General features: G+C 70.8%; 18 protein-coding genes and 1 riboswitch. Of the genes, 11 read left to right on the plus strand and 7 right to left on the minus strand.

Annotated elements, in window-relative coordinates:
• The first annotated feature begins 104 nt into the window (after window positions 1-104).
• From ASF88_RS10995 to ASF88_RS11020, 6 genes are read left to right on the plus strand one after another with little or no spacing between them, the layout of a single operon-like run.
• A complete protein-coding gene (locus ASF88_RS10995) occupies window positions 105-884 on the plus strand; it encodes a thiamine pyrophosphate-dependent enzyme (protein WP_055917996.1) in 780 nt (259 codons plus the stop codon).
• Between the two features lie 38 nt (window positions 885-922).
• Window positions 923-1,648, plus strand: coding sequence for an alpha/beta fold hydrolase (locus tag ASF88_RS11000; protein ID WP_055918000.1), 726 nt, complete (start codon window positions 923-925; stop codon window positions 1,646-1,648).
• A gap of 49 nt (window positions 1,649-1,697) precedes the next feature.
• Window positions 1,698-2,159: an Lrp/AsnC family transcriptional regulator gene (locus tag ASF88_RS11005; RefSeq protein WP_055918003.1), complete on the plus strand. Its 462-nt coding sequence runs from the start codon at window positions 1,698-1,700 to the stop codon at window positions 2,157-2,159.
• Window positions 2,160-2,185: 26 nt separating this feature from the next.
• Window positions 2,186-3,649 (plus strand): NAD-dependent succinate-semialdehyde dehydrogenase, encoded by a 1,464-nt coding sequence (locus ASF88_RS11010; RefSeq protein ID WP_055918006.1) that lies wholly within the window; start codon window positions 2,186-2,188, stop codon window positions 3,647-3,649.
• Between the two features lie 16 nt (window positions 3,650-3,665).
• A complete protein-coding gene (locus tag ASF88_RS11015; protein ID WP_055918009.1) occupies window positions 3,666-4,850 on the plus strand; it encodes a thiolase family protein in 1,185 nt (394 codons plus the stop codon).
• A gap of 47 nt (window positions 4,851-4,897) precedes the next feature.
• Window positions 4,898-5,677, plus strand: a complete 780-nt coding sequence (locus ASF88_RS11020; protein ID WP_055918012.1) for a 3-hydroxyacyl-CoA dehydrogenase — start codon at window positions 4,898-4,900, stop codon at window positions 5,675-5,677.
• Between the two features lie 59 nt (window positions 5,678-5,736).
• Here ASF88_RS11020 and ASF88_RS11025 read toward each other — a convergent pair whose 3' ends face one another.
• A complete protein-coding gene (locus tag ASF88_RS11025) occupies window positions 5,737-7,194 on the minus strand; it encodes a helix-turn-helix transcriptional regulator (RefSeq protein ID WP_055918015.1) in 1,458 nt (485 codons plus the stop codon).
• 117 nt (window positions 7,195-7,311) lie between these two features.
• On the opposite strand from ASF88_RS11025, the gene ASF88_RS11030 reads away from it, so the two are divergent.
• Complete coding sequence (locus ASF88_RS11030; protein WP_082518909.1) at window positions 7,312-9,207, plus strand: phosphoenolpyruvate carboxykinase (GTP); 1,896 nt, start codon at window positions 7,312-7,314, stop codon at window positions 9,205-9,207.
• A gap of 116 nt (window positions 9,208-9,323) precedes the next feature.
• On the opposite strand, the gene ASF88_RS11035 is transcribed toward ASF88_RS11030, so the two are convergent.
• A complete protein-coding gene (locus ASF88_RS11035) occupies window positions 9,324-11,303 on the minus strand; it encodes an ABC transporter ATP-binding protein (protein ID WP_055918017.1) in 1,980 nt (659 codons plus the stop codon).
• Between the two features lie 128 nt (window positions 11,304-11,431).
• Here ASF88_RS11035 and ASF88_RS11040 point away from each other — a divergent pair, with 128 nt between their 5' ends.
• From ASF88_RS11040 to ASF88_RS11050, 3 genes are read left to right on the plus strand one after another with little or no spacing between them, the layout of a single operon-like run.
• Entirely contained in the window at window positions 11,432-12,358 is a 927-nt protein-coding gene (locus ASF88_RS11040) for an ABC transporter ATP-binding protein (protein WP_055918019.1), read from the plus strand.
• Window positions 12,355-13,200: an ABC transporter permease gene (locus tag ASF88_RS11045; RefSeq protein ID WP_055918020.1), complete on the plus strand. Its 846-nt coding sequence runs from the start codon at window positions 12,355-12,357 to the stop codon at window positions 13,198-13,200. The genes ASF88_RS11040 and ASF88_RS11045 overlap by 4 nt, the downstream gene beginning before the upstream one ends.
• Window positions 13,197-14,027 (plus strand): ABC transporter permease, encoded by an 831-nt coding sequence (locus tag ASF88_RS11050; protein WP_055918022.1) that lies wholly within the window; start codon window positions 13,197-13,199, stop codon window positions 14,025-14,027. Before ASF88_RS11045 ends, ASF88_RS11050 begins: the two co-directional genes overlap by 4 nt.
• A gap of 79 nt (window positions 14,028-14,106) precedes the next feature.
• Here the strand turns inward: ASF88_RS11050 and ASF88_RS11055 are convergent, their stop codons facing one another.
• A complete protein-coding gene (locus ASF88_RS11055) occupies window positions 14,107-15,501 on the minus strand; it encodes an MFS transporter (protein ID WP_055918025.1) in 1,395 nt (464 codons plus the stop codon).
• A 160-nt stretch (window positions 15,502-15,661) separates the two neighbouring features.
• Here ASF88_RS11055 and ASF88_RS11060 point away from each other — a divergent pair, with 160 nt between their 5' ends.
• Window positions 15,662-16,105 (plus strand): DUF2269 family protein, encoded by a 444-nt coding sequence (locus ASF88_RS11060; protein ID WP_055918027.1) that lies wholly within the window; start codon window positions 15,662-15,664, stop codon window positions 16,103-16,105.
• A gap of 22 nt (window positions 16,106-16,127) precedes the next feature.
• On the opposite strand, the gene ribH is transcribed toward ASF88_RS11060, so the two are convergent.
• From ribH to ribD, 4 genes are read right to left on the minus strand one after another with little or no spacing between them, the layout of a single operon-like run.
• Window positions 16,128-16,604, minus strand: a complete 477-nt coding sequence (gene ribH / locus ASF88_RS11065) for a 6,7-dimethyl-8-ribityllumazine synthase (RefSeq protein ID WP_055918033.1) — start codon at window positions 16,602-16,604, stop codon at window positions 16,128-16,130.
• Window positions 16,601-17,899: a bifunctional 3,4-dihydroxy-2-butanone-4-phosphate synthase/GTP cyclohydrolase II gene (locus ASF88_RS11070; protein WP_055918035.1), complete on the minus strand. Its 1,299-nt coding sequence runs from the start codon at window positions 17,897-17,899 to the stop codon at window positions 16,601-16,603. The genes ribH and ASF88_RS11070 overlap by 4 nt, the downstream gene beginning before the upstream one ends.
• Window positions 17,896-18,543, minus strand: coding sequence for a riboflavin synthase (locus ASF88_RS11075; protein WP_055918038.1), 648 nt, complete (start codon window positions 18,541-18,543; stop codon window positions 17,896-17,898). The genes ASF88_RS11070 and ASF88_RS11075 overlap by 4 nt, the downstream gene beginning before the upstream one ends.
• 2 nt (window positions 18,544-18,545) lie before the next feature.
• Entirely contained in the window at window positions 18,546-19,610 is a 1,065-nt protein-coding gene (gene ribD, locus ASF88_RS11080; RefSeq protein WP_055918040.1) for a bifunctional diaminohydroxyphosphoribosylaminopyrimidine deaminase/5-amino-6-(5-phosphoribosylamino)uracil reductase RibD, read from the minus strand.
• Window positions 19,611-19,702: 92 nt separating this feature from the next.
• Window positions 19,703-19,854, minus strand: a riboswitch (FMN riboswitch).
• Window positions 19,855-19,890 lie beyond the last annotated feature (36 nt).

Consider the following 19,890-nt stretch of genomic DNA (forward strand, 5'->3'; position numbering starts at 1 on the left):
CCTGTAGGGCGGAGCGCGGTCGTCGGCGCCGCGCGCTGAACAGGATGCGCGTCCGCCGTCGCGTTCGTTGCCGCCCGGCGCAGGGGTCGGCGAGAGTGGAACATATGACCTCCACGATCCTCGAGCCGGTCATCGGAACCCGCGCCGACGTCGCCGCACTGCTCCGACGGCTCTACCGGACGATGGCGACCGTCCGCAGACTCGACCGTGAAGCGGTCGTCCTGCGCGGCCGCGGCCTCCTCCCTTCCCACATCGACTCCCGCGGCCGCGAGGCCGTGCACGTCGGGGCAGCGTCGGCGCTCGACCCCGCGCGCGACCGCGCGTTCCCCGCAGCCCACGAGCCCGGCATCGCGATCGCGCTCGGTGCAGACCCGGCCGCCGTGCTGAGCGCGCGCCGCGGGGCGCTCGGCGCTGCACTCGAGGGCTCGGTGACGCACGCCGTCGGCTGGGCGCTGGGCGCCAAGCTCGACCGCACCGGCGCGTGCGCGCTGGCGCCCGTCGGTGCGGGCTCCGGGAGCGCTGCCGAGCTGCGCACCGCGGTCGGCACGGCTCGCGCAGCGGCCCTTCCCGTGGTGTTCCTCTCCGGCTCCGGCCGTTCGGGAGGCACCTCGATGCCCGTCCTGCTGGTCGACGGCTCCGACGCGCTCGCGGTGCACGAGGCGACGCTGGAGGCCCTGGAGCACGCCCGCGCCGGCCTCGGCCCGATCCTCATCGACGCCGTGCTGCCCGAGCCGGCGGCCTGGCCCGCCCGTGACCCGCTGGTGGTCTGCGAGCAGCGCCTCCGCGCCACCGGAACCGTCGACGACGACTACTTCGCCGAGGTCGCCGACACCGCCGACGCCCTCGCCGACCGGATGCGCGCCCGCGTGACGGCCGGCGTCTGACGCTGCCGCACCGCCCGGCGATCGGGGAGGATGGAGCTATGCGCCTCCACGTCGAACGGCATCCCGGAGCCGACCCCGTCCTGCTGGTCCACGGCTTCGCCACGACCGGCGCCCTCACCTGGGAGGCGACCGGCTGGGTTTCGGCGCTCGCCGAGGCCGGGCGCGGCTCGGTGGTCCCCGACCTGCGCGGGCACGGCGGCAGCGACGCCCCGCACGATCCGGCCGACTACTCGCCCGACCTCCTCGCCGCCGACCTGATCTCCGCCCTCGACGAGCAGGGCCTCGACCGCGTCGACGTCATCGGATACTCCATGGGCAGCTGGGTGGCGCTCGCGCTCGTGGGCCTGGCGCCGCAGCGCGTGCGGCGGCTCGTGGTCGGCGGCGTCGGCACGGTCGAGCAGTTCGGGCATTGGGGTGTGGAGGCTGTGCGGCAGGCGATCCTGGAGGGAGCGGACACGCTCCCGGCGGACTCCCCGCTGGCGCCGCTGCTGTCGTCGCTGCGTGAGGCTCCCGGCGTCGACCGCGAGGCGCTCGCCGCGTGCGCGACCGGGATGGCGCAGCATCCGCTGCCGCTCGCTTCCTCCGTGCCGACACTGGTCGTCGCCGGCGAGACCGACCCCGTGGCCCAGGATGCCGACCGAGCGGCCCGTCTCCTCGGCGCCGAGCTCGTGGTGATCCCGCGCCGCAACCACATCACCACGCTGAGTGCGCGCGCGTTCAAGCAGGCTGCGCTCCCGTTCCTGGGAGCTTCGGTCAGCGTGTAGGTGAGTGGTCACCGCGGTCGTACGATGTGCGAGGAGCGAAGGAGTGCGCATGATCGACAGGCTGGACGCCGACCTCATCGCCCTGCTCACGGCGGAACCACGGCTCGGTGTGTTCGAGGCCTCCCGTCGGCTCGGCGTCGCGCGCGGCACGGTGCAGGCCCGGCTCGACCGGCTGCAGCGCACCGGCGTGGTCAAAGACTTCGCGCCGACGATCGACAGCCATCGGCTGGGGTTCCCCGTCACGGCGTTCGTGACGGCCGAGATCACCCAGAGCGACCTCTCGGTCGTCGAGCACCTGCGCGGCATCCCCGAGGTGCTGGAGGTGCACACCGTCACCGGGTCGGGCGACCTGCTGATCCGGGTGGTCGCCCGCTCCAACGCCGATCTGCAGCGGGTGATCAACGGGATCCTGGGCGACTCGGGGATCAGCCGCACCTCCACGGTGATCGCGCTGGAGACCAAGATCGAGAGCCGCAGCGTGCCGCTGGTGCAGGCGGCCGCCGAAGACTGAGCAGAACCGAGCCAGGAGGAAACACCATGGACGAGAAGACGTTGCTCGAACGCGTGCCCGATCGCCTCTTCATCGGCGGCGAATGGCTGCCGGGAGCGAACGGGACGCTGAAGGTGTTCGACCCGGCCACCGGCGACCTCATCCGCGAGATCGCGAACGCGTCCGAGGAGGACGGGGCCCGCGCGCTGGACGCCGCAGTCGCCGCGGCCGATGCGTGGGCGGCCACCCCGCCGCGCACGCGCGGGGAGATCCTCCGTCGCGCGTTCGACCTCCTGCAGGAGCGTCGTGACGAGTTCGCGCTGCTGATGACGCTCGAGATGGGCAAGCCGCTGGCCGAGTCCAACGGGGAGGTCACCTACGGCGGCGAGTTCCTGCGCTGGTTCTCGGAGGAGGCCGTGCGCATCGCCGGCCGCTACGCGACCAACCCCGAGGGCACGGGCCGGATGATCGTGTCGCAGCACGCCGTCGGGCCGTGCTTCCTGATCACGCCGTGGAACTTCCCGCTGGCCATGGCGACGCGCAAGATCGCGCCGGCCCTGGCCGCGGGCTGCACGGTCGTCGTCAAGCCGGCCGAGTTGACCCCGCTGACGACGCTGTACTTCGCCCGCCTGCTGGAGGACGCCGGGCTGCCGGCCGGCGTGCTCAACGTGATCACGACCTCCACCTCGGGAAAGGTGTCGGCGCCGATCATCGCCGACCCGCGCCTGCGCAAGCTGTCGTTCACCGGCTCGACCGAGGTGGGCAGGAAGCTGCTGCAGCAGGCGTCGGAGAACGTGCTGCGCACCTCCATGGAGCTCGGCGGCAACGCGCCGTTCGTCGTGTTCGACGACGCCGATCTCGACCGCGCGGTCGACGGCGCGATGCTGGCGAAGTTCCGCAACATCGGCGAGGCGTGCACGGCGGCCAACCGGTTCATCGTGCACGAGGACGTCGCCGACGAGTTCGCGCGCCGGGTGACCGAGAGGGTCAAGGCGATGAAGATCGGCCGCGGAACCGAGGACGGCGTCACCATCGGCCCGCTGATCAACGCGGACGCGGTCGACAAGGCCGCCGAGCTGCTGGAGGACGCGGTCGCCCGGGGCGCGACAGTGCTGACCGGCGGCTCGCGCGTCTCCGGAGCCGGCACGTTCTTCGAGCCGACCGTCGTCACCGACGTGCGTGCGGGCAGCGAGATCCTGCGGCAGGAGATCTTCGGCCCGGTGCTGTCGATCGTGCGCTTCCGCGACGAGGACGAAGCGGTGCGCATCGCCAACGACACCGAGTTCGGCCTGGTCTCGTACGTCTTCACGAAGGACCTCGCCCGCGGTCAGCGGATGATCGAGCGCCTGCAGACCGGGATGATGGGGCTCAACGTCGGCGTCGTGTCGAACGCGGCGGCGCCGTTCGGCGGTGTGAAGCAGTCGGGGCTCGGGCGCGAGGGAGGCCCGGAGGGCATCCACGAGTACCTCAGCACGAAGTACACCTTGACGCCCGATCCGTTCACGGCCTGAACCGAGGAGCACCACCATGCCGACCGAAGCCGTCATCGTCGACGTCGTCCGCACGCCCTCCGGCCGCGGCAAGCCGGGAGGGGAGCTCTCGGACATCCACCCCGCCGACCTCCTGGCGGGCGTGCTCGCCGAGCTCGTGCACCGCAACGGACTGGACCCGGCGCTCGTCGATGACGTCATCGGAGGCTGCGTCACGCAGTCCGGCGAGCAGGCGGGCAACATCACCCGGACCGCCGCGCTCAGCGCGGGCTTCCCGGAGAGCGTGCCGGGCGTCACGATCGACCGGCAGTGCGGGTCGAGCCAGCAGGCGGCGGCTTTCGCCGCGCAGGGCGTAATCGCCGGCGCATACGACATCGTCATCGCCTGCGGGGTCGAGTCGATGAGCCGTGCGCCGATGGGTTCGAACGTGGGCGGAGCCTCCCTCGGCGGCGAACTGCTGCACTCGCGCTACCCCGAAGGCCTGGTCAACCAAGGTGTCGCCGCGGAGCTGATCGCCGAGCGCTGGGGCATCGCGCGGGACGAGCTGGACGCGTTCGCCGCCGAGTCGCACCGCCGCGCCGCGGAGGCAGCCGCCTCCGGGGCCTTCGAGGGCGAGCTCGTGCCGGTGCCGACGCCCGACAGCGGCAGTGTGGAGGCCGACGAGACCATCCGGCCGGGCACGACGGTCGAGAAGCTCGCGACGTTGGCGCCGTCGTTCCGCACGGACGCGCTGGCGGCGCGGTTCCCGCAGCTCGACTGGCGGATCACCCCCGGCAACTCGTCGCCGCTCACCGATGGGGCGTCGGCCGCGCTGATCATGAGCGCGGAGGCGGCGAAACGGCTCGGGCTCAGGCCGCGGGCGCGGTTCCACTCGTTCGCGGTGACCGGCAGCGACCCGCTCTTCATGCTCACCGGGATCCTCCCGGCGACCCGCAAGCTGCTCGACCGCAGCGGGGTGAAGCTCGACGACATCCAGGCCTACGAGGTCAACGAAGCCTTCGCTCCGGTGCCGCTGCTGTGGCAGCGCGAGTTCGACGCCGACCCGGCCCGGCTGAACCCGCGAGGCGGCGCCATCGCGCTGGGCCACGCACTCGGCTCGTCCGGGACGCGGCTGCTCGGCACCCTCCTGAACGAGCTGGAGGCGGTCGGCGGCCGCTACGGCCTCCAGACCATGTGCGAGGGTGGAGGCACCGCCAACGCCACCCTCATCGAGCTCGTCTGAACCCTCTGCTCTTCTGAACCACCGCTCTTCGCGACGAAAGGACACTCATGCAGATCGACGGTTGCTCCGCCCTGGTCACCGGAGGCGCCAGCGGACTCGGCAACGCCACCGCGCGAGCGCTCACGGAGGCCGGCGCGCGCGTCGTGATCCTCGACCTCCCCAGCTCGGAGGGCGAGAAGGCCGCGGTCGCCCTCGGTCCGCACGCCCGGTTCGTGCCGGCCGACGTCACGGACGTCGAGCAGGTTCAGGAGGCCGTCCAGACCGCGAGCGCCCTGGCGCCGCTGCGGATCGTGGTCAACTGCGCCGGCATCGCGACGGCCCAGAAGGTGCTCGGCCGCGACGGCATCCTCCCGCTGGAGAGCTTCGAGCGGGTCGTCCGGGTCAACCTGATCGGCACCTTCAACGTGGTGCGACTGGCCGCGGCCGCGATGGTCGAGACCGAGCCGGTGGGGGAGGACGCACCGGGCGGCCAGGAGCGCGGCGTCATCGTGAACACCGCCTCCGTCGCCGCGTTCGACGGGCAGATCGGCCAGACGGCCTACTCGGCCTCCAAGGGCGGGGTGGCCGCGATGACGCTGCCTCTCGCGCGGGAGTTCGCGCGCAGCCTGATCCGGGTGGTGACCATTGCGCCTGGCATCTTCGAGACGCCGATGATGGCGGGGCTTCCGCAGGCGGCGCAGGACTCGCTCGCCGCGCAGGTGCCGCACCCCTCGCGCCTCGGCCGGCCGGCGGAGTACGCCCAGCTGGTGCGCTCCATCGTAGAGAACCCGATGCTCAACGGCGAGACGATCCGCCTCGACGGCGCCATCCGCATGCAGCCGAAGTAACCGAGATTCGTCACGAATCCACACTTTCGTGCCACGAATCAAGGCATTCGTGAGGAATCTCACACGTCGGAGTGCGCCTCCAGGAACGTGTACACGTCGGAGTCGTCGACGCCGGGGAACGACCCGGACGGCAGCGGCGACAGGATGTGCGCGTGCAGGCGCGCACTCGGCCACGCCTTGCCCGACCAGTGCCCGGTCAGCGCGGCCGGCGCCCGCTTGCAGCACGACTCGTCGGGGCAGCGCGACTCCGCCCGTTCCGTCGTCTCCCGACCGCGGAACCACTTGGCCTGGTCGAAGGGCACGCCGACGCTGATCGAGTATCCGCCCTCGGCCGTGCTGCCCGTCTGCGTCGAGCACCAGTAGGTGCCGGCCGGGGTGTCGGTGTACTGGTAGAACTCCGTCGTGCGGTTGGTGCGCGCGAAGGCGTTGCGGGCGCCCCACTTGCGGCAGACCACCTGCCCCTCGATCGAACCGGTCACGTCGGTCGGCAGCGGGAGGCCGTCGTTCTCGTAGCCCTTGTAGAGCGTGCCGTCGTCGCCGACCCGCAAGAAATGCAGGGGCATGTCGAGGTGCCGCGTCGCCAGGTTGGTCAGGCGCAGCGCCGCCGCTTCGTGGGTCACCCCGAATGCGTCGCGGAAGTCCTCGACGGCGAGGTCCTTCTCCTTCTTCGCCTGCTGCAGGAACGCGACCGCTGCGGCCTCCGGCATCAGGCAGCACGCCGCGAAGTAGTTGATCTCCAGCCGCTGACGCAGGAAGTCTGCGTAGCTGGCGGGACGCTCGTGGCCGAGCAGCCGGTGCGCCATCGCCTGCAGCGCCATCGACCGGAGGCCGTGACCGCCAGGGATCGAGGCCGGCGGCAGGTAGATGCGCCCGTTCTCGAGGTCGGTGATCGACCGGGTGGAACGGGGGAGGTCGTCGACGTAGATCAGCTCGAAGCCCAACTGCTCCGCCATCACGCTCACCTCGCGGTGGGTGAGGGCGCCGCGGACATGGCCGGAGGCGCGCACGCGCTCCTCGGCGAGCACCTCGATGTCGGAGATGTAGTTGTTCTGGCCGCGCATCCGCTCGCGTAGCTCGGTGTTCGCCCTCCGCGCCTCCTCGGGCGTCGCGATGGCCTCGCTCGCCCTCCGTGAGAGTTCGCGGTGGAGGCCGACCAGAGCCTCCAGCGTCTCGGTAGGGGTGCCTTTCGTCGGCTTGACGGTGGGGAGACCGAGGGAGCCGTAGAGGGTGCCCCGCTGCGCGCGGGAGAGCTCGATCTCCAGTGCGGCGCGCTCGTCCGGCGGCTCGGCGGAGAGCAGGTCGGCGAGCTGCACCCCGAGCGCGGACGCGAGAGTGCCGAGCAGGGAGATGCGCGGCTCGCGCTTGCCGTTCTCGATCAATGAGAGCTGACTGGCCGCGACGCCGGCCGCCGCCCCGAGCTCGTCGAGGGTGAGGCCGCGCTGCGTGCGGAAGTGCCGGATGCGGTGGCCGAGGGTTGCGACGTCCGCGGTCACCGGCTCGGAGGCGAGGGAGTCCATGCCTTCACAATAGCGAAAGAATCCTGATTCTTAACGCCACGATTCTCGCCCAGGGCCATGAATCCTGCCTGATGCTGGATACAGACCACGATCTTTCCGAACGAGAGGACCGCCGGAATGAGCATCGCCGAGCTCCCCAGGACCGACCAGGCGCACGACGCCGTCGATCACCGCGTGACCCCATCGCACGACACGAAGAGCACGGGAGGCATCGCGGGCCTGACCGGTCTCGACGGCCTCCGGGCCTGGGTCGCCGGCATCGCCGACCTGACCCAGCCGGAGTCGATCGTCTGGTGCGACGGCACACCGGGGGAGGAGGACCGCCTCACCAAGCAGCTCGTCGCCGAGGGAAAGCTCATCCGCCTGAACCCGGAGTGGCGCCCCAACAGCTTCCTCGCCCGCACCGATCCCGGTGACGTGGCCCGAGTGGAGGACCGCACCTTCATCTGCTCGCTCGCCGAGGACGACGCCGGCCCGACGAACAACTGGCGCGAGCCGGCGGCCATGCGCGCCGAGCTGCGCGAGGTCTTCGCCGGCAGCATGCGGGGACGCACCATGTACGTCGTCCCGTTCTCGATGGGCCCGGTCGGCGGTCCGATCTCGCAGGTCGGCGTCGAGCTGACCGATTCCGCGTACGTCGCCGTCAGCATGGCGAAGATGACGCGCGTGACCGGCGCCGTGCTCGACCTGATCGAGGCCGGGCAGCCGTGGGTGCCGACCGTGCACAGCGTCGGCGCCCCGCTGATCGACGACGCGGGAGTCCGCCACGACGACGTGACCTGGCCGTGCAACGAGACCAAGTACATCGTCCAGTTCCCGGAGACCAGGGAGGTGTGGTCGTACGGCTCCGGCTACGGCGGCAACGCCATCCTCGCCAAGAAGGCCTTCGCGCTGCGGATCGCCTCGGCGATGGCGCGCGACGAGGGCTGGCTGGCCGAGCACATGCTGCTGGTCAAGGTCACCTCGCCCGAGGGCCGCGCCTTCCACTTCGCGGCGGCGTTCCCGTCGGCGTGCGGCAAGACCAACCTCGCGATGCTGCGGCCGACCATCCCCGGCTGGACCGTGGAGACGATCGGCGACGACATCGCCTGGCTGCGCGAGGGGCCGGACGGCCGGCTGCGCGCGATCAACCCCGAGGCGGGCTTCTTCGGCGTCGCGCCGGGTACGGGAGAGCTCACCAACAAGACCGCGGTCGAGACCCTGTGGGGCAACACGATCTTCACCAATGTGGCGCTGCGCGACGACGGCGACGTGTGGTGGGAGGGCCTCACCGAGGAGCCTCCCGCGCACCTCATCGACTGGCAGGGCAACGACTGGACTCCCGCGAGCGGGCGTCCGGCCGCGCACCCGAACTCCCGGTTCACCGTGTCCGCCGCGCAGTGCCCGTCCATCGCCGACGACTGGGACGCGTTCGACGGCGTGCCGATCGACGCCATCCTGTTCGGAGGCCGCCGCGCCACCAACGTTCCGCTCGTGGCGCAGGCGCGCGACTGGAAGCACGGCGTCTTCATCGGCGCGACCGTCTCGTCGGAGAAGACGGCGGCGGCGGAGGGCACGGTCGGCGAGCTGCGCCGCGACCCGTTCGCGATGCTCCCGTTCTGCGGCTACAACATGGCGGACTACTGGGGCCACTGGCTGGAGGTCGGCGAGAAGCTGGGCGAGAACGCTCCGGCCGTGTTCCAGGTCAACTGGTTCCGCAAGGGCGATGACGGTCGGTTCCTGTGGCCGGGCTTCGGCGAGAACTCGCGGGTGATCGAGTGGATCGCGCGCCGGGTCGAGGGCACCGCCGACGCGGTGTCGACGCCGATCGGCCGGCTCCCGAAGGTCGAGCAGCTCGACCTGGACGGTCTCGACCTCCCGGAGGCCGACGTCGCGGAGCTCTTCGAGGTCGACCGCGAGAGCTGGCTCGCCGAGTGCGATCTGACGGAGGAGTTCTTCGAGCGCTTCGGCACCCGCGTGCCGGCGGCGCTGCGGGCCGAGCTCGCCTCTCTCCGCTACCAGCTCCGAGCGTGACCGCGTCGAGCCCGTCCCGAAGCCCCCGCGCCTGACCGCGGGCGACCGCCGAGTACGCGTACTGTCCGCGTACTCGGCGGTTTTTCGTGGAGTCGGTGTGGGTACCGCGCGGTGACTCAGACGAGGAGCTGGTGCTTGGCGAGGTCGCGGTAGAGCGGGGTGCTCTCGACGAGCTCGGAGTGGGTTCCGACGCCGACGACGCGGCCGTGGTCGAGCACGACGATCTGGTCGCTGTCGACGACGGTCGACAGCCGGTGGGCGATCACCAGCAGGGTGCGGTCCTCCGCCACGGCGTCGATCGCCTCCCGCATCAGCTGCTCGTTGCGGCCGTCGAGGCTCGACGTCGACTCGTCCAGCAGCAGGACGGGCGGGGCCGCGAGCAGCGCGCGGGCGATCGCGAGCCGCTGGCGCTCGCCGCCGGAGAGCATGATGCCGTCCTCGCCCACCGGGGCGTCGAGCCCGAGGTCGCTGCGTTCCAGCACCTCCGTGAGGTTGACCGCATGGAGGACGTCGACGCACTCCTCGTCGGTGGCGTCCGGCGTGGCCAGGCGCAGGTTGTCGCGCAGCGAGCCGGCGAGCACCGGAGCATCCTGCTCGACGTAGCCGATGTTCGAGCGGAGGCCGACCCGGTCGAGGGTGCGCACGTCCATGCCGCCGAAGCGCACCTGGCCGCCCTCCGGGTCGTAGAAGCGTTCGATCAGGGCCAGGATGGTCGACTTGCCCGCGCCGGACGGCCCGACCAGGGCGGTCCGCTTGCCCCGGGGCACGCGGAAGCTGACGCCGTGCAGCACGCCGCCGTGCGTCGACGCGGGTGCGTCGTCCCCGAGTCCGGCCGCGGCCTCCGCCTCCGCCACGACGTCGACGCCGCCGAGCGCGCCGAGCGCGATGGCCTCCGTGCCCGGCGCCGTGCCCGCAGCCGCCGAGTCCTCGTCGCGCTCCGGGGCCGACGGGTACGCGAACTTCACGTCGACGAACTCGATCGCGGGGGCGTCGGGAGCGAGCCCCTCGTTCGCCGCGCCGACGGTCAGCGCGAGCGGTGCGATCTCGCGATCGTGCTGGTCCTCCGTGGGCAGATCGAGGATCTCCTGGATGCGGCCGAGCGCTCCGAGGGCCGAGTTGACGGCGGTGATGGCGCCGAAGGCCTGGCCGAGCGGCAGGATCATCATGAAGAGGAAGAGGATGAACGCGACCAGATTCGCGACGGTGATCGCCCCGCTCGCGACCCGGAAGCCGCCGACGCCGAGCACGACCAGGAACGACACCTGCATCGCGATCCCGGCGACCGGGACGACCAGCGCCGAGATCCTCGCGACCTGGATGCCCATCCGCCAGGCGCCGGTCGCGTCGTCGTCGACGGCCGCGATCTCGCGGTCGGTGGCGTTGGCGGCGCGGATCGTGCGCACCGAGCTGATCGCCCGCTCGACCGCGGCCGCAAGGTCGCCGACCTTCGTCTGCGCCTTCTGGCTGGCGACGCGGATGCGCCCGGACAGCAGCGTCACCACGACGATCGAGACCGCCACCACGAGCACGGTCAGGCCCAGGAGCACGGGGTCGATGATGAGCATGGCGATGAGCGCGCCGATGAAGGTGAGCGCGCCGCCGATGGCCTCCACGAGCCCCTGGGTGAGCACGGCGCGCAGCAGCGTGGTGTCCGAGCCGACGCGGGAGACGAGGTCGCCCGTGCGGCGGGTGTCGAACTCGCTGATCGGCAGTCGCAGCAGGCGGGCGACCAGCTTGCGCCGTGACGACAGCACGACGCCCTCGCCCGTGCGTTGCAGGAGGTAGTGCTGATAACCCGAGATCAGAGCCGAAACGACGACCAGGGCCACGAGCCCCCAGACGATGCCATTCAGCGGCTCCCCCTTGCCGACCAGGGTGATCACCTGACTGACCAGCAGCGGCTGGGCGAGGCTCGCCGCCGCCCCCAGCACGCTCAGCACGACGACGACGGACAGCACCGCGCGATGCTCGAGCAGGTAGGGGAGGAGCTGGCTGAACCGGGCGCGCGGCCCGGAGTCCGCCTCCCGGCGGGCGAACGGCGAACGACGACGCGGGGGAGCGCTGGTCTGCGTGCTCGCGCTGGTCTGGGTGCTCATGGGTGTTCCTTCGAAGGGGTTTCGGGATGCTGATTCGACCGTACTTCCTGTGGACTGCCTGTTTGCTGAAACTCCGGCCACGGCCCGGTCTCCGGCGATGTCGGTCCCCGGGGATACAGTGCTGAACTATGCCGACGTCTGTCATCACCGCCATCGACCTGGTCAAGAGGTACAAAGACTTCCCGGCCGTCGACGGCATCAGCTTCGAGGTCGAAGCGGGGGAGTCGTTCGGTCTGCTCGGCCCGAACGGCGCGGGCAAGTCGACGACCATGCGGATGATCGGCGCGGTCTCGACGCGCACCGCCGGCGAGCTGAGCATCCTCGGGCTCGATCCCGACCAGCACGGGCCTGAGATCCGGTCGCAGCTCGGCGTCGTCCCGCAGTCCGACAACCTCGACACCGAGCTGCGCGTGCGCGACAACCTCATCGTCTACGGGCGCTACTTCGGCCTCCCGTCGGCGCACGTGCGGCAGCGCGCCGACGAGCTGCTGGCGTTCGCGCAGCTGGAGGACAAGGCCAAGGCGAAGGTCGACGACCTGTCGGGCGGTATGAAGCGCCGCCTGACCATCGCGAGGGCGCTCATCAACGACCCGCGCATCCTGTTGCTCGACGAGCCGACGACGGGGCTCGACCCGCAGGCCAGGCACATCCTCTGGGACCGGCTGTTCCGGCTCAAGGAGCAGGGCACGACTCTCCTGCTGACCACCCACTACATGGACGAGGCCGAGCAGCTCTGCGACCGCCTCGTCGTGGTCGACAAGGGCACGATCATGGCGGAGGGCACACCCGCCTCGCTCATCCGCGAGTACTCCACCCGCGAGGTGCTGGAGGTGCGGTTCGGCTCCGATCGCAATGCGGAGGTCGCGCCGCGTCTCGAGGGCATCGGGGAGCGGGTCGAGGTGCTTCCCGACCGCATCCTGGTCTACAGCGACGACGGGGAGGCCGAGCTGGCCCGGCTGACCGAGCGCGGCCTCCACCCGCTCACGAGCCTCGTGCGCCGGTCGAGCCTCGAAGACGTCTTCCTGCGGCTCACCGGGCGGAGCCTGATCGAATGAGTGCGACCACCTCGGCGGGCGAGGGCACGAGGGCGGCCCTCGCCGGTGCAGGGCGCCCACGGCGGTTCGGCGCCTGGTACGTGGCCGAGCACCGGTTCCGGGTCATGCGCGCGTACCTGCAGACGCTGCTCGTCACGGGCTTCGGCAACCCGTTCCTCTATCTCTTCGCGATGGGGGTCGGCCTCGGGAGCCTGGTCAGCGCGAACATGGGGCCGACCGCCGTCGGCGGCGTGAGCTATCTCGCGTTCGTGGCGCCCGCGCTGCTCTGCACGGCAGGAGTGACCGTCGCGAGCGAGGAGTTCACCTACCCGGTGATGCTCGGCTTCAAGTGGAACCCGACCTTCATCGGCATCAGCGCCTCCCCGATCTCGGCCGGGCAGATCATCGACGGCGTCGTCATCTCGGTGGTGGCCCGCCTGCTCGGCACGAGCATCGTCTACTACGCGTTCATGCTCCTGTTCGGCGCGGTGCCGAGCCCATGGGGTTGGCTCGCGATCCTGGTCGCGACGCTCGGCGGCCTCGCGTTCGGCGCCCCGGTGATGGCCTATGTCGCGACTCTGGAGCAGGACACCGGCCAGATCGCGATGCTGATGCGCTTCGTGCTGCTGCCGATGACGCTGTTCTCCGGCACGTTCTTCCCGCTGTCGTCGATGCCGGAGTACCTGCAGTGGATCGGCTGGATCTCCCCGCTCTGGCACTCCACCGAGCTCTCCCGCGTCTTCGCGTACGGGTACGCCGAGCCGCTGTGGCTGACGGTCGTGCACGTGGTCTACCTGGTAGCGCTGTTCGTGGTCTTCTGGATGTGGGCCCGACGCATCGCCGCGAGGAGGTTGAACAAATGACCACCACGCGCGATCCCTTCGTCGCCGCCGTCTCGCGGGCGCGCCCGCTGCGAGCGCTCTACGCAGGCAATGCCCGCTCGGTCATGCAGCGCGGCTGGTCGGCGACCCGCAGCACGAACTGGTTGGTCATCGTCTCGGGCTTCTTCGAGCCGATCTTCTACCTCCTGTCGCTCGGAATCGGGTTCGGCAAGCTGGTCGGCGACGTCACGACCGCCGGCGGCGACCAGGTGCCGTATGCGGCCTTCATCGCCCCGGCTCTGCTCGCCACCGCGGCGATGAACGGCGCGGTCTACGACTCGACCTGGAACGTCTTCTTCAAGATGCACTTCGCCAAGCTGTACGAAGGGATGCTGTCGACCTCCCTCGGCCCGCTCGACGTCGCGCTCGGCGAGATCCTCCTGGCGCTGCTGCGCGGCGCGCTCTACGCCGCCGGGTTCATGGTCGTGATGCAGGTGCTGGGGCTCAACCTGTCATGGTGGGCGCTGCTCGCCCTCCCGGCCGTGCTCCTGATCGCCTTCGGTTTCGCCAGCTTCGGGATGGGCGTCACCAGCTACATGAAGACGTTCCAGCAGATGGACTGGATCAACTTCATCCTGCTGCCGATGTTCCTGCTGTCGGCGACGTTCTACCCCATCACGGTCTACCCGGAGTGGATCCAGAAGATCATCATGGCGCTGCCGCTCTGGCACGGCGTCGAGCTGGTCCGCGGGCTCACGACCGGCGCCGTCGATCTCGGGATGCTCTGGCACGTGCTGTACTTCGCGGTGATGATCGTGCTCGGCCTGATCCTCACCACGCGGCGCCTCCGCGCGCTCTTCCTCGACTGACGCGCGAGGGGCACGTCGTTGTCACATTCGCGGGCGAAAAGTGACAACGACGTGCCCCTCGGCACGAGGTTCGCGAGCGTCAGCTCACGTTGTCGGCGAAGTCGACGTCCTTGGTCTCCTTCGAGAGCAGGAGGGCGATGAGCGTGAGCACGCCGGCGAGCGACAGGTAGACGCCCACCCAGACGGTGCTGCCGCCGCCGATCGTCCAGAGCCACACGGCGATGGTCGGCGCGACCGCTGCGCCGAGCACGCTCGACAGGTTGTACGCGACCGCAGAGCCCGTGTAGCGCACGTTGGTCGGGAACAGCTCCGGCAGCTCGGCGCCCATCGGGCCGAACGTGAGGCCCATCAGCGTGAACCCGACGATGAGGAGCGCCATCGCGCCGATGATCCCGCCCGCGAAGAGCGGCACGAAGAGGAGGCCGAAGACGATGATCCCGATGGTCACCCAGATAAGCGTCCTGCGGCGCCCGAACCGCTCGGCGAGCGGGCCGGCGACCAGCGTGAAGACACCGAAGAACACGACGCCGACGATGAGCATCACCAGGAACGCGTTGCGCGAGTAGCCGAGCCCCGCGACGAACGCTCCGGGGTCGAAGGTCTTGCCGGCCTTCTCTGCCGCCGCCTGCGCGGCCTCCGGAGTCGCGGCGGCGGTGCCGTAGGTGAGCGTGAAGGCGGTCATCAGATAGAACAGCACATAGGTGGCGAGCATGATGAACGTGCCGAGCACGATCTGCCGCCAGCTGGTGCGGAACACCCGCGCGATCGGCAGCTTGGCCACCTCGCCGGTATCCACCACCTTCTGGAACGCCGGGGTCTCCACGAGCTTGAGCCGTACGTACAGGCCGACTATGACCAGCACCGCGCTCAGAAGGAACGGGATGCGCCAGCCCCAGGCCGAGAACTGGTCCGCGCTGATCGTGAGGCTCAGCACCAGGAACAGCAGGTTCGCGACGATGAAGCCGATCGGCGCGCCGAGCTGCGGGAAGGTGCCGTAGATCGCGCGCTTGCCCTTCGGTGCGTTCTCGGTGGCCAGGAGCGCGGCGCCGCTCCACTCCCCGCCCAGCCCGAGGCCCTGGCAGAACCGCATGACGACGAGGAGGAACGGCGCCCAGAACTCCCAGCCGGGCACCTGCGCGGTGGGCAGGCAGCCGATGAGGACGGTGGCGATGCCCATCGTGAGCAGCGACCCGACGAGGGTGCCCTTGCGGCCGAGGCGGTCGCCGAAGTGACCGAACAGGATCGAGCCGACCGGGCGGGCGATGAAGGCGACGCCGAACACGGCGAACGACGAGAGGAGCGCGGTGGTCGGGTCCTCGTTGGTGAAGAACAGCGCGGGGAAGACCAGGACCGCGGCGGTGGCGTAGACGTAGAAGTCGTAGAACTCGATGGAGGTGCCGATGAGGCTGGCGAGGATGACACGGCCGCGCGTGTTGGCGGGTGCGGGGGAGGTGACGGAGGCCGTCGTGGACATGCGTGAAGAACTTCCGGTGACGTGACGAAGAGCCGCAGAGCGTGGGCGTCGGTCGGGCGTCGCGCGGGCGGTGAAGATGACGGGCGGGCGCTTGTGGCGCCCTTCCACCCTATGCGCCCGCAGTGAGCCGGCCGAATCGGGCGATCGCTAGGCTGAAGGCATGGAAACCCTCTTCGCCGTGCTGCATGTCGTGTCCGCCGTGTTCATCGTGGGACCGATGGCCATCCTCCCGATGACGGCGATGCGCGCCGTCCGTGCCGGCAACGCCGGGCAGGTGGAGGTGCTGGCCAAGTCGACGAACCTGATCTCGCTTCTGTCGCTGCTCGTGGTCTTCTTCGGCTTCGGCGTGATGGGCCTGGCCGACAAGAAGTACGACCTGTCGGTCACGACGCCCTGGATCCTGTGGTCGATCATCCTGTACGTCGTCGCGCTCGGGCTGACGCTGTTCCTGGTGGTTCCGACGATGCGCCGGGCCTCGGAGGCGATCCGCGGTGCAGAGAACTCCGAGGCGGCGCCGTCGAAGTACCCGGCCATCGCCGCCGGCTCGGGCGTCGCCAGCCTGCTGCTGGTCGCCGTGGTGGTGCTGATGGTCTGGAAGCCGTAGCCTCCAGACCACCGGCGTGGCCTCAGCCGCGTAGCTCCCGCAGCGTGACCGCCGTGGCGAGCGCCGCGTGCGCGGCCTCCTCGCCCTTGTCCTCCTTCGAGCCGGGGAGGCCAGCTCGATCGATGCCCTGGGCCTCGTCGTCGAGCGTGAGCACGCCGAAGCCGACCGGCTTGCCGGTGTCGAGCGCGACACGGGTCAGGCCGTCGGTGGCTGCCGACGACACGTACTCGAAGTGCGGAGTCCCGCCGCGGATGATCACGCCGAGGGCGACCACCGCGTCGGCGCCGGCCTCGAGGGCAGCCTTGCTGACGACGGGGAGCTCGAAGCTGCCGGGAACGCGCACCAGCGAGTAGTCCGCGCCCGCGGCCTCCAGCGTCCGGGTCGCTCCGGCGATCAGGCCGTCGGTGATGCGCTCGTGCCAGGCGCCCGCGACGATCACGACCTTCAGTCCGCGGCCGTCCACGGCCTCCGTCGTCTTCGGGGCTCCCGCTCCGCTCATCGTGCTGTCCTCTCCGCTGCCACCGCAGCCGTGCCATCCGACCCGCCGTCCGGGTCGATCTCGTCGATCACGTGACCCATGCGGTCGCGCTTGGTCTCCAGGTACCCCTCGTTGAAGACGCCGACGCCCACGACGAGCGGCACCCGCTCGTCGACCGCGATGCCGTGCTCCTCCAGCTGGCGCACCTTCTCGGGGTTGTTGGTCAGCAGGCGCACCGACTCGATCCCCAGGTCTTGCAGGATGGCGGTCGCCGCCCCGTAGTCGCGGGCGTCGATCGGCAGACCCAGCGCCAGGTTGGCGTCGAGCGTGTCGAGCCCGTCCTCCTGCAGCTTGTAGGCGCGCAGCTTGTTGATCAGGCCGATGCCCCGGCCTTCGTGGCCGCGCAGGTAGACGACGACGCCGCCCTCCCGCTGGATGGTGGCCAGTGCCGCGTCGAGCTGCGGGCCGCACTCGCACTTCAGTGAGCCGAACGCCTCGCCGGTCAGGCACTCCGAGTGCACCCGCACGAGCGTGCCCTCGGCGCTCGGGTGGCCGGAGACGATGGCGACGTGGTCGGCGCCGGTCATGCGGTCGCGGTAGGCGCGCATCCGGAACGACCCGTTGACCGTCGGCACGGTGGTCTCCACCTCGAAGATGACGCGCGACGACTCGGGGATGGGCGCGGGGGAGGTCAGCTGCTGGTCGCAGTGGAACTCCTGCAGGTACGCGACGAGCGCCTCGATGGTGATCACCAGCACGCCCTCGCGCTCGCCGAGCTCGAGCAGGCCGGGGAGCCGCATCATCTCGCCGTCGTCGGCGACGATCTCCGCGATGGCGGCGACGGGCGTGAGGCCCGCGAGCTTCAGGAGGTCGACCGAAGCCTCGGTGTGACCGTCGCGCTCGCGCACCCCGCCGTCCACCGCGCGCAGCGGCAGGATGTGGCCGGGCCGGTGCAGACTCGAGGGGACGGACTCGGCGTCGGCGAGCACGCGCAGCGTGTGGGCGCGGTCGGCCGCGCTGATGCCGGTCGACAGCCGGTCGGCCGCATCGACGCTCACGGTGTAGTTCGTCCCGCGGGCGTCCTCGTTGTTCGCGACCATCACCGGGAGTTCGAGGCGGTCGGCGATCTCGTTCGTCATCGGAGCGCAGATGAAGCCGGACGAGTTCTTGACCGTCCAGGCGATCCACTCCTGGCTGGCGAGCTCGGCGGCGATGACGACATCGCCCTCGTTCTCGCGGCTCTCGTTGTCGACCACGATGACGGGTCGCCCCGCTCGCAGTTCGGTGAGGGCCTCTGGGATGGTGGCGAGGGTCATGACGCACTCCGTTCTGTCAGCGTCTGTCGTTCTGTCAGCGAGGGCTCCAGGGCGAGCATCCGCTCGACGTGCCGCGCCAGGATGTCGGTCTCGATGTTCACGCGGTCGCCGGGGATGCGGTCGCCCAGCGTGGTTGCGGTGAGGGTCTCCGGGATCAGGGACACCTCGAACCAGCCGTCGTCGAGGCCGCCGCCGACCTCGCTCACGGTGAGCGAGACGCCGTCGATCGCGATGGAGCCCTTGCGCGCGACCAGCGGCGCGTGCTCGGGGTCGAGGCTGAGCCGCACGACGCGCCAGGCGCTGCCGTCCTCCACGGAGAGCACGGTCGCCGTGCCGTCGATATGCCCCTGCACGATGTGCCCGCCGAGCCGGTCGCCGACCTGCGCGGCGCGCTCGAGGTTCACGCGGCGGCCGGGCTGGACGTCGTCGAGGGTGCTCATCGCGAGCGTCTCGGCCATCACGTCGGCGGTGAAGCTCTCGGCGTCCTGCCCGATCACGGTGAGGCAGACGCCGCTGACCGAGATGGAGTCGCCGTGGGCGGCGTCGCTGACCGCGAGCGGACCGCGGACGGTGATCCTCGCGGCGTCGGCGACGCGCTCGATGGCAGTGATTTCGCCCAGTTCTTCGATGATTCCGGTGAACACGCTCAGCCCTCCTGGTGGGTGGTGCCGCTCTGACGAACGGTCGTGGGGGTCGGGACGGGCACGGCCCGCAGGTACAGATCGCCGCCGAGTCGTTCGACGTCGAGGATGCGCAGCCTCCGCTGGTCTGCGATGGTCTCGACGCCGATGTCGCCGAGCGCGAGCCGTGGCCCGCCGAGCAGCGAGGGGGCGAGGTAGATCGCGTACTCGTCGACCAGGCCGGCCGCCACGAAGGCGCTGGCCAACGTCGGGCCGCCCTCGACGTACACGCGACGGAAGCCGCGCTGCCGGAGGTCGGCGACCACGTCGTGGAGGTCGTGGGTGCCCTCGAAGATGACCGGGTTGGGGTGGCGGAAGATCGCGGCGTCGTTGGGGACGGCGCGGGTGCCGACCACGACGGGCGTCGGCTGCGTCGCGAGCAGCTCGCCGGCGTCGCCGCGCGCGGTGAGGCTCGGGTCGTCGGCGAGCACGGTTCCGGTGCCGACGACGATGGCGTCGGAGGCCTCCCGCTGCTCGTGCACGCGCTGGCGGGCCGCGGCCCCGGTGATCCACTTGCTGGTGCCGTCGGCGGCCGCTGCGCGACCGTCGAGGGTGCTGGCCCACTTCACGGTGATGTAGGGGCGTCCGAGTCGCGCGGCGGTGAGCCAGTCGTCGAGGAACGCTTCGGCCTCGTCGGCGAGGACGCCTCCGATGACCGACACTCCGGCCTCCCGGAGCCGGTCGGCGCCGCCGCTCGAATGGCGACCGGGGTCGGCGACCGCGTAGACGACCCGTGCGACACCCGCTTCGATGAGCGCCTCGGAGCAGGGGCCGGTGAGCCCCCAGTGGTTGCACGGCTCGAGCGTCACGACGGCGGTCGCTCCGCGGGCCCCGCCCTCGGGCAGGGAGCTGAGAGCGTCGACTTCGGCGTGCGCCGTGCCGGCCCCGCGGTGGAAGCCTTCGGCGATCGTGCGGCCCTCGGCGTCGAGGATGACGCATCCGACGCGGGGGTTCACGCCCGTGGCGGGGCCGCCTTCGGCGAGGCGGAGCGCCGTGCGCATCGCCGCATCCCATTCTCCAGTCCGGGTCATCCGGGCGTCGTCCTGTCTCTCATACCGTGAGACGTGATGCCGGGGTCGCTGGAGCGGAATGCTCGCGTTCGCGGCGGTCGTGACCGACCGCCGACGTGCGCCTCCCATCCGGACTGAGCGCCCAGGCTCTCGCCTGCACGCATTACCGTCGGTGCCGGAATTCCACCGGCTCAACAGGAGGCTGGGCCTCCCGCTCGCGGACTGTCACCGCCGGTTCGGACTCTCACCGACCCCGGAGCACGTTTTTCTGTTGTCGAGTCTAGATCAACGCGTACCGCGG

This window comes from Leifsonia sp. Leaf336 (genome assembly GCF_001423695.1).
GTDB lineage: Bacteria > Actinomycetota > Actinomycetes > Actinomycetales > Microbacteriaceae > Leifsonia.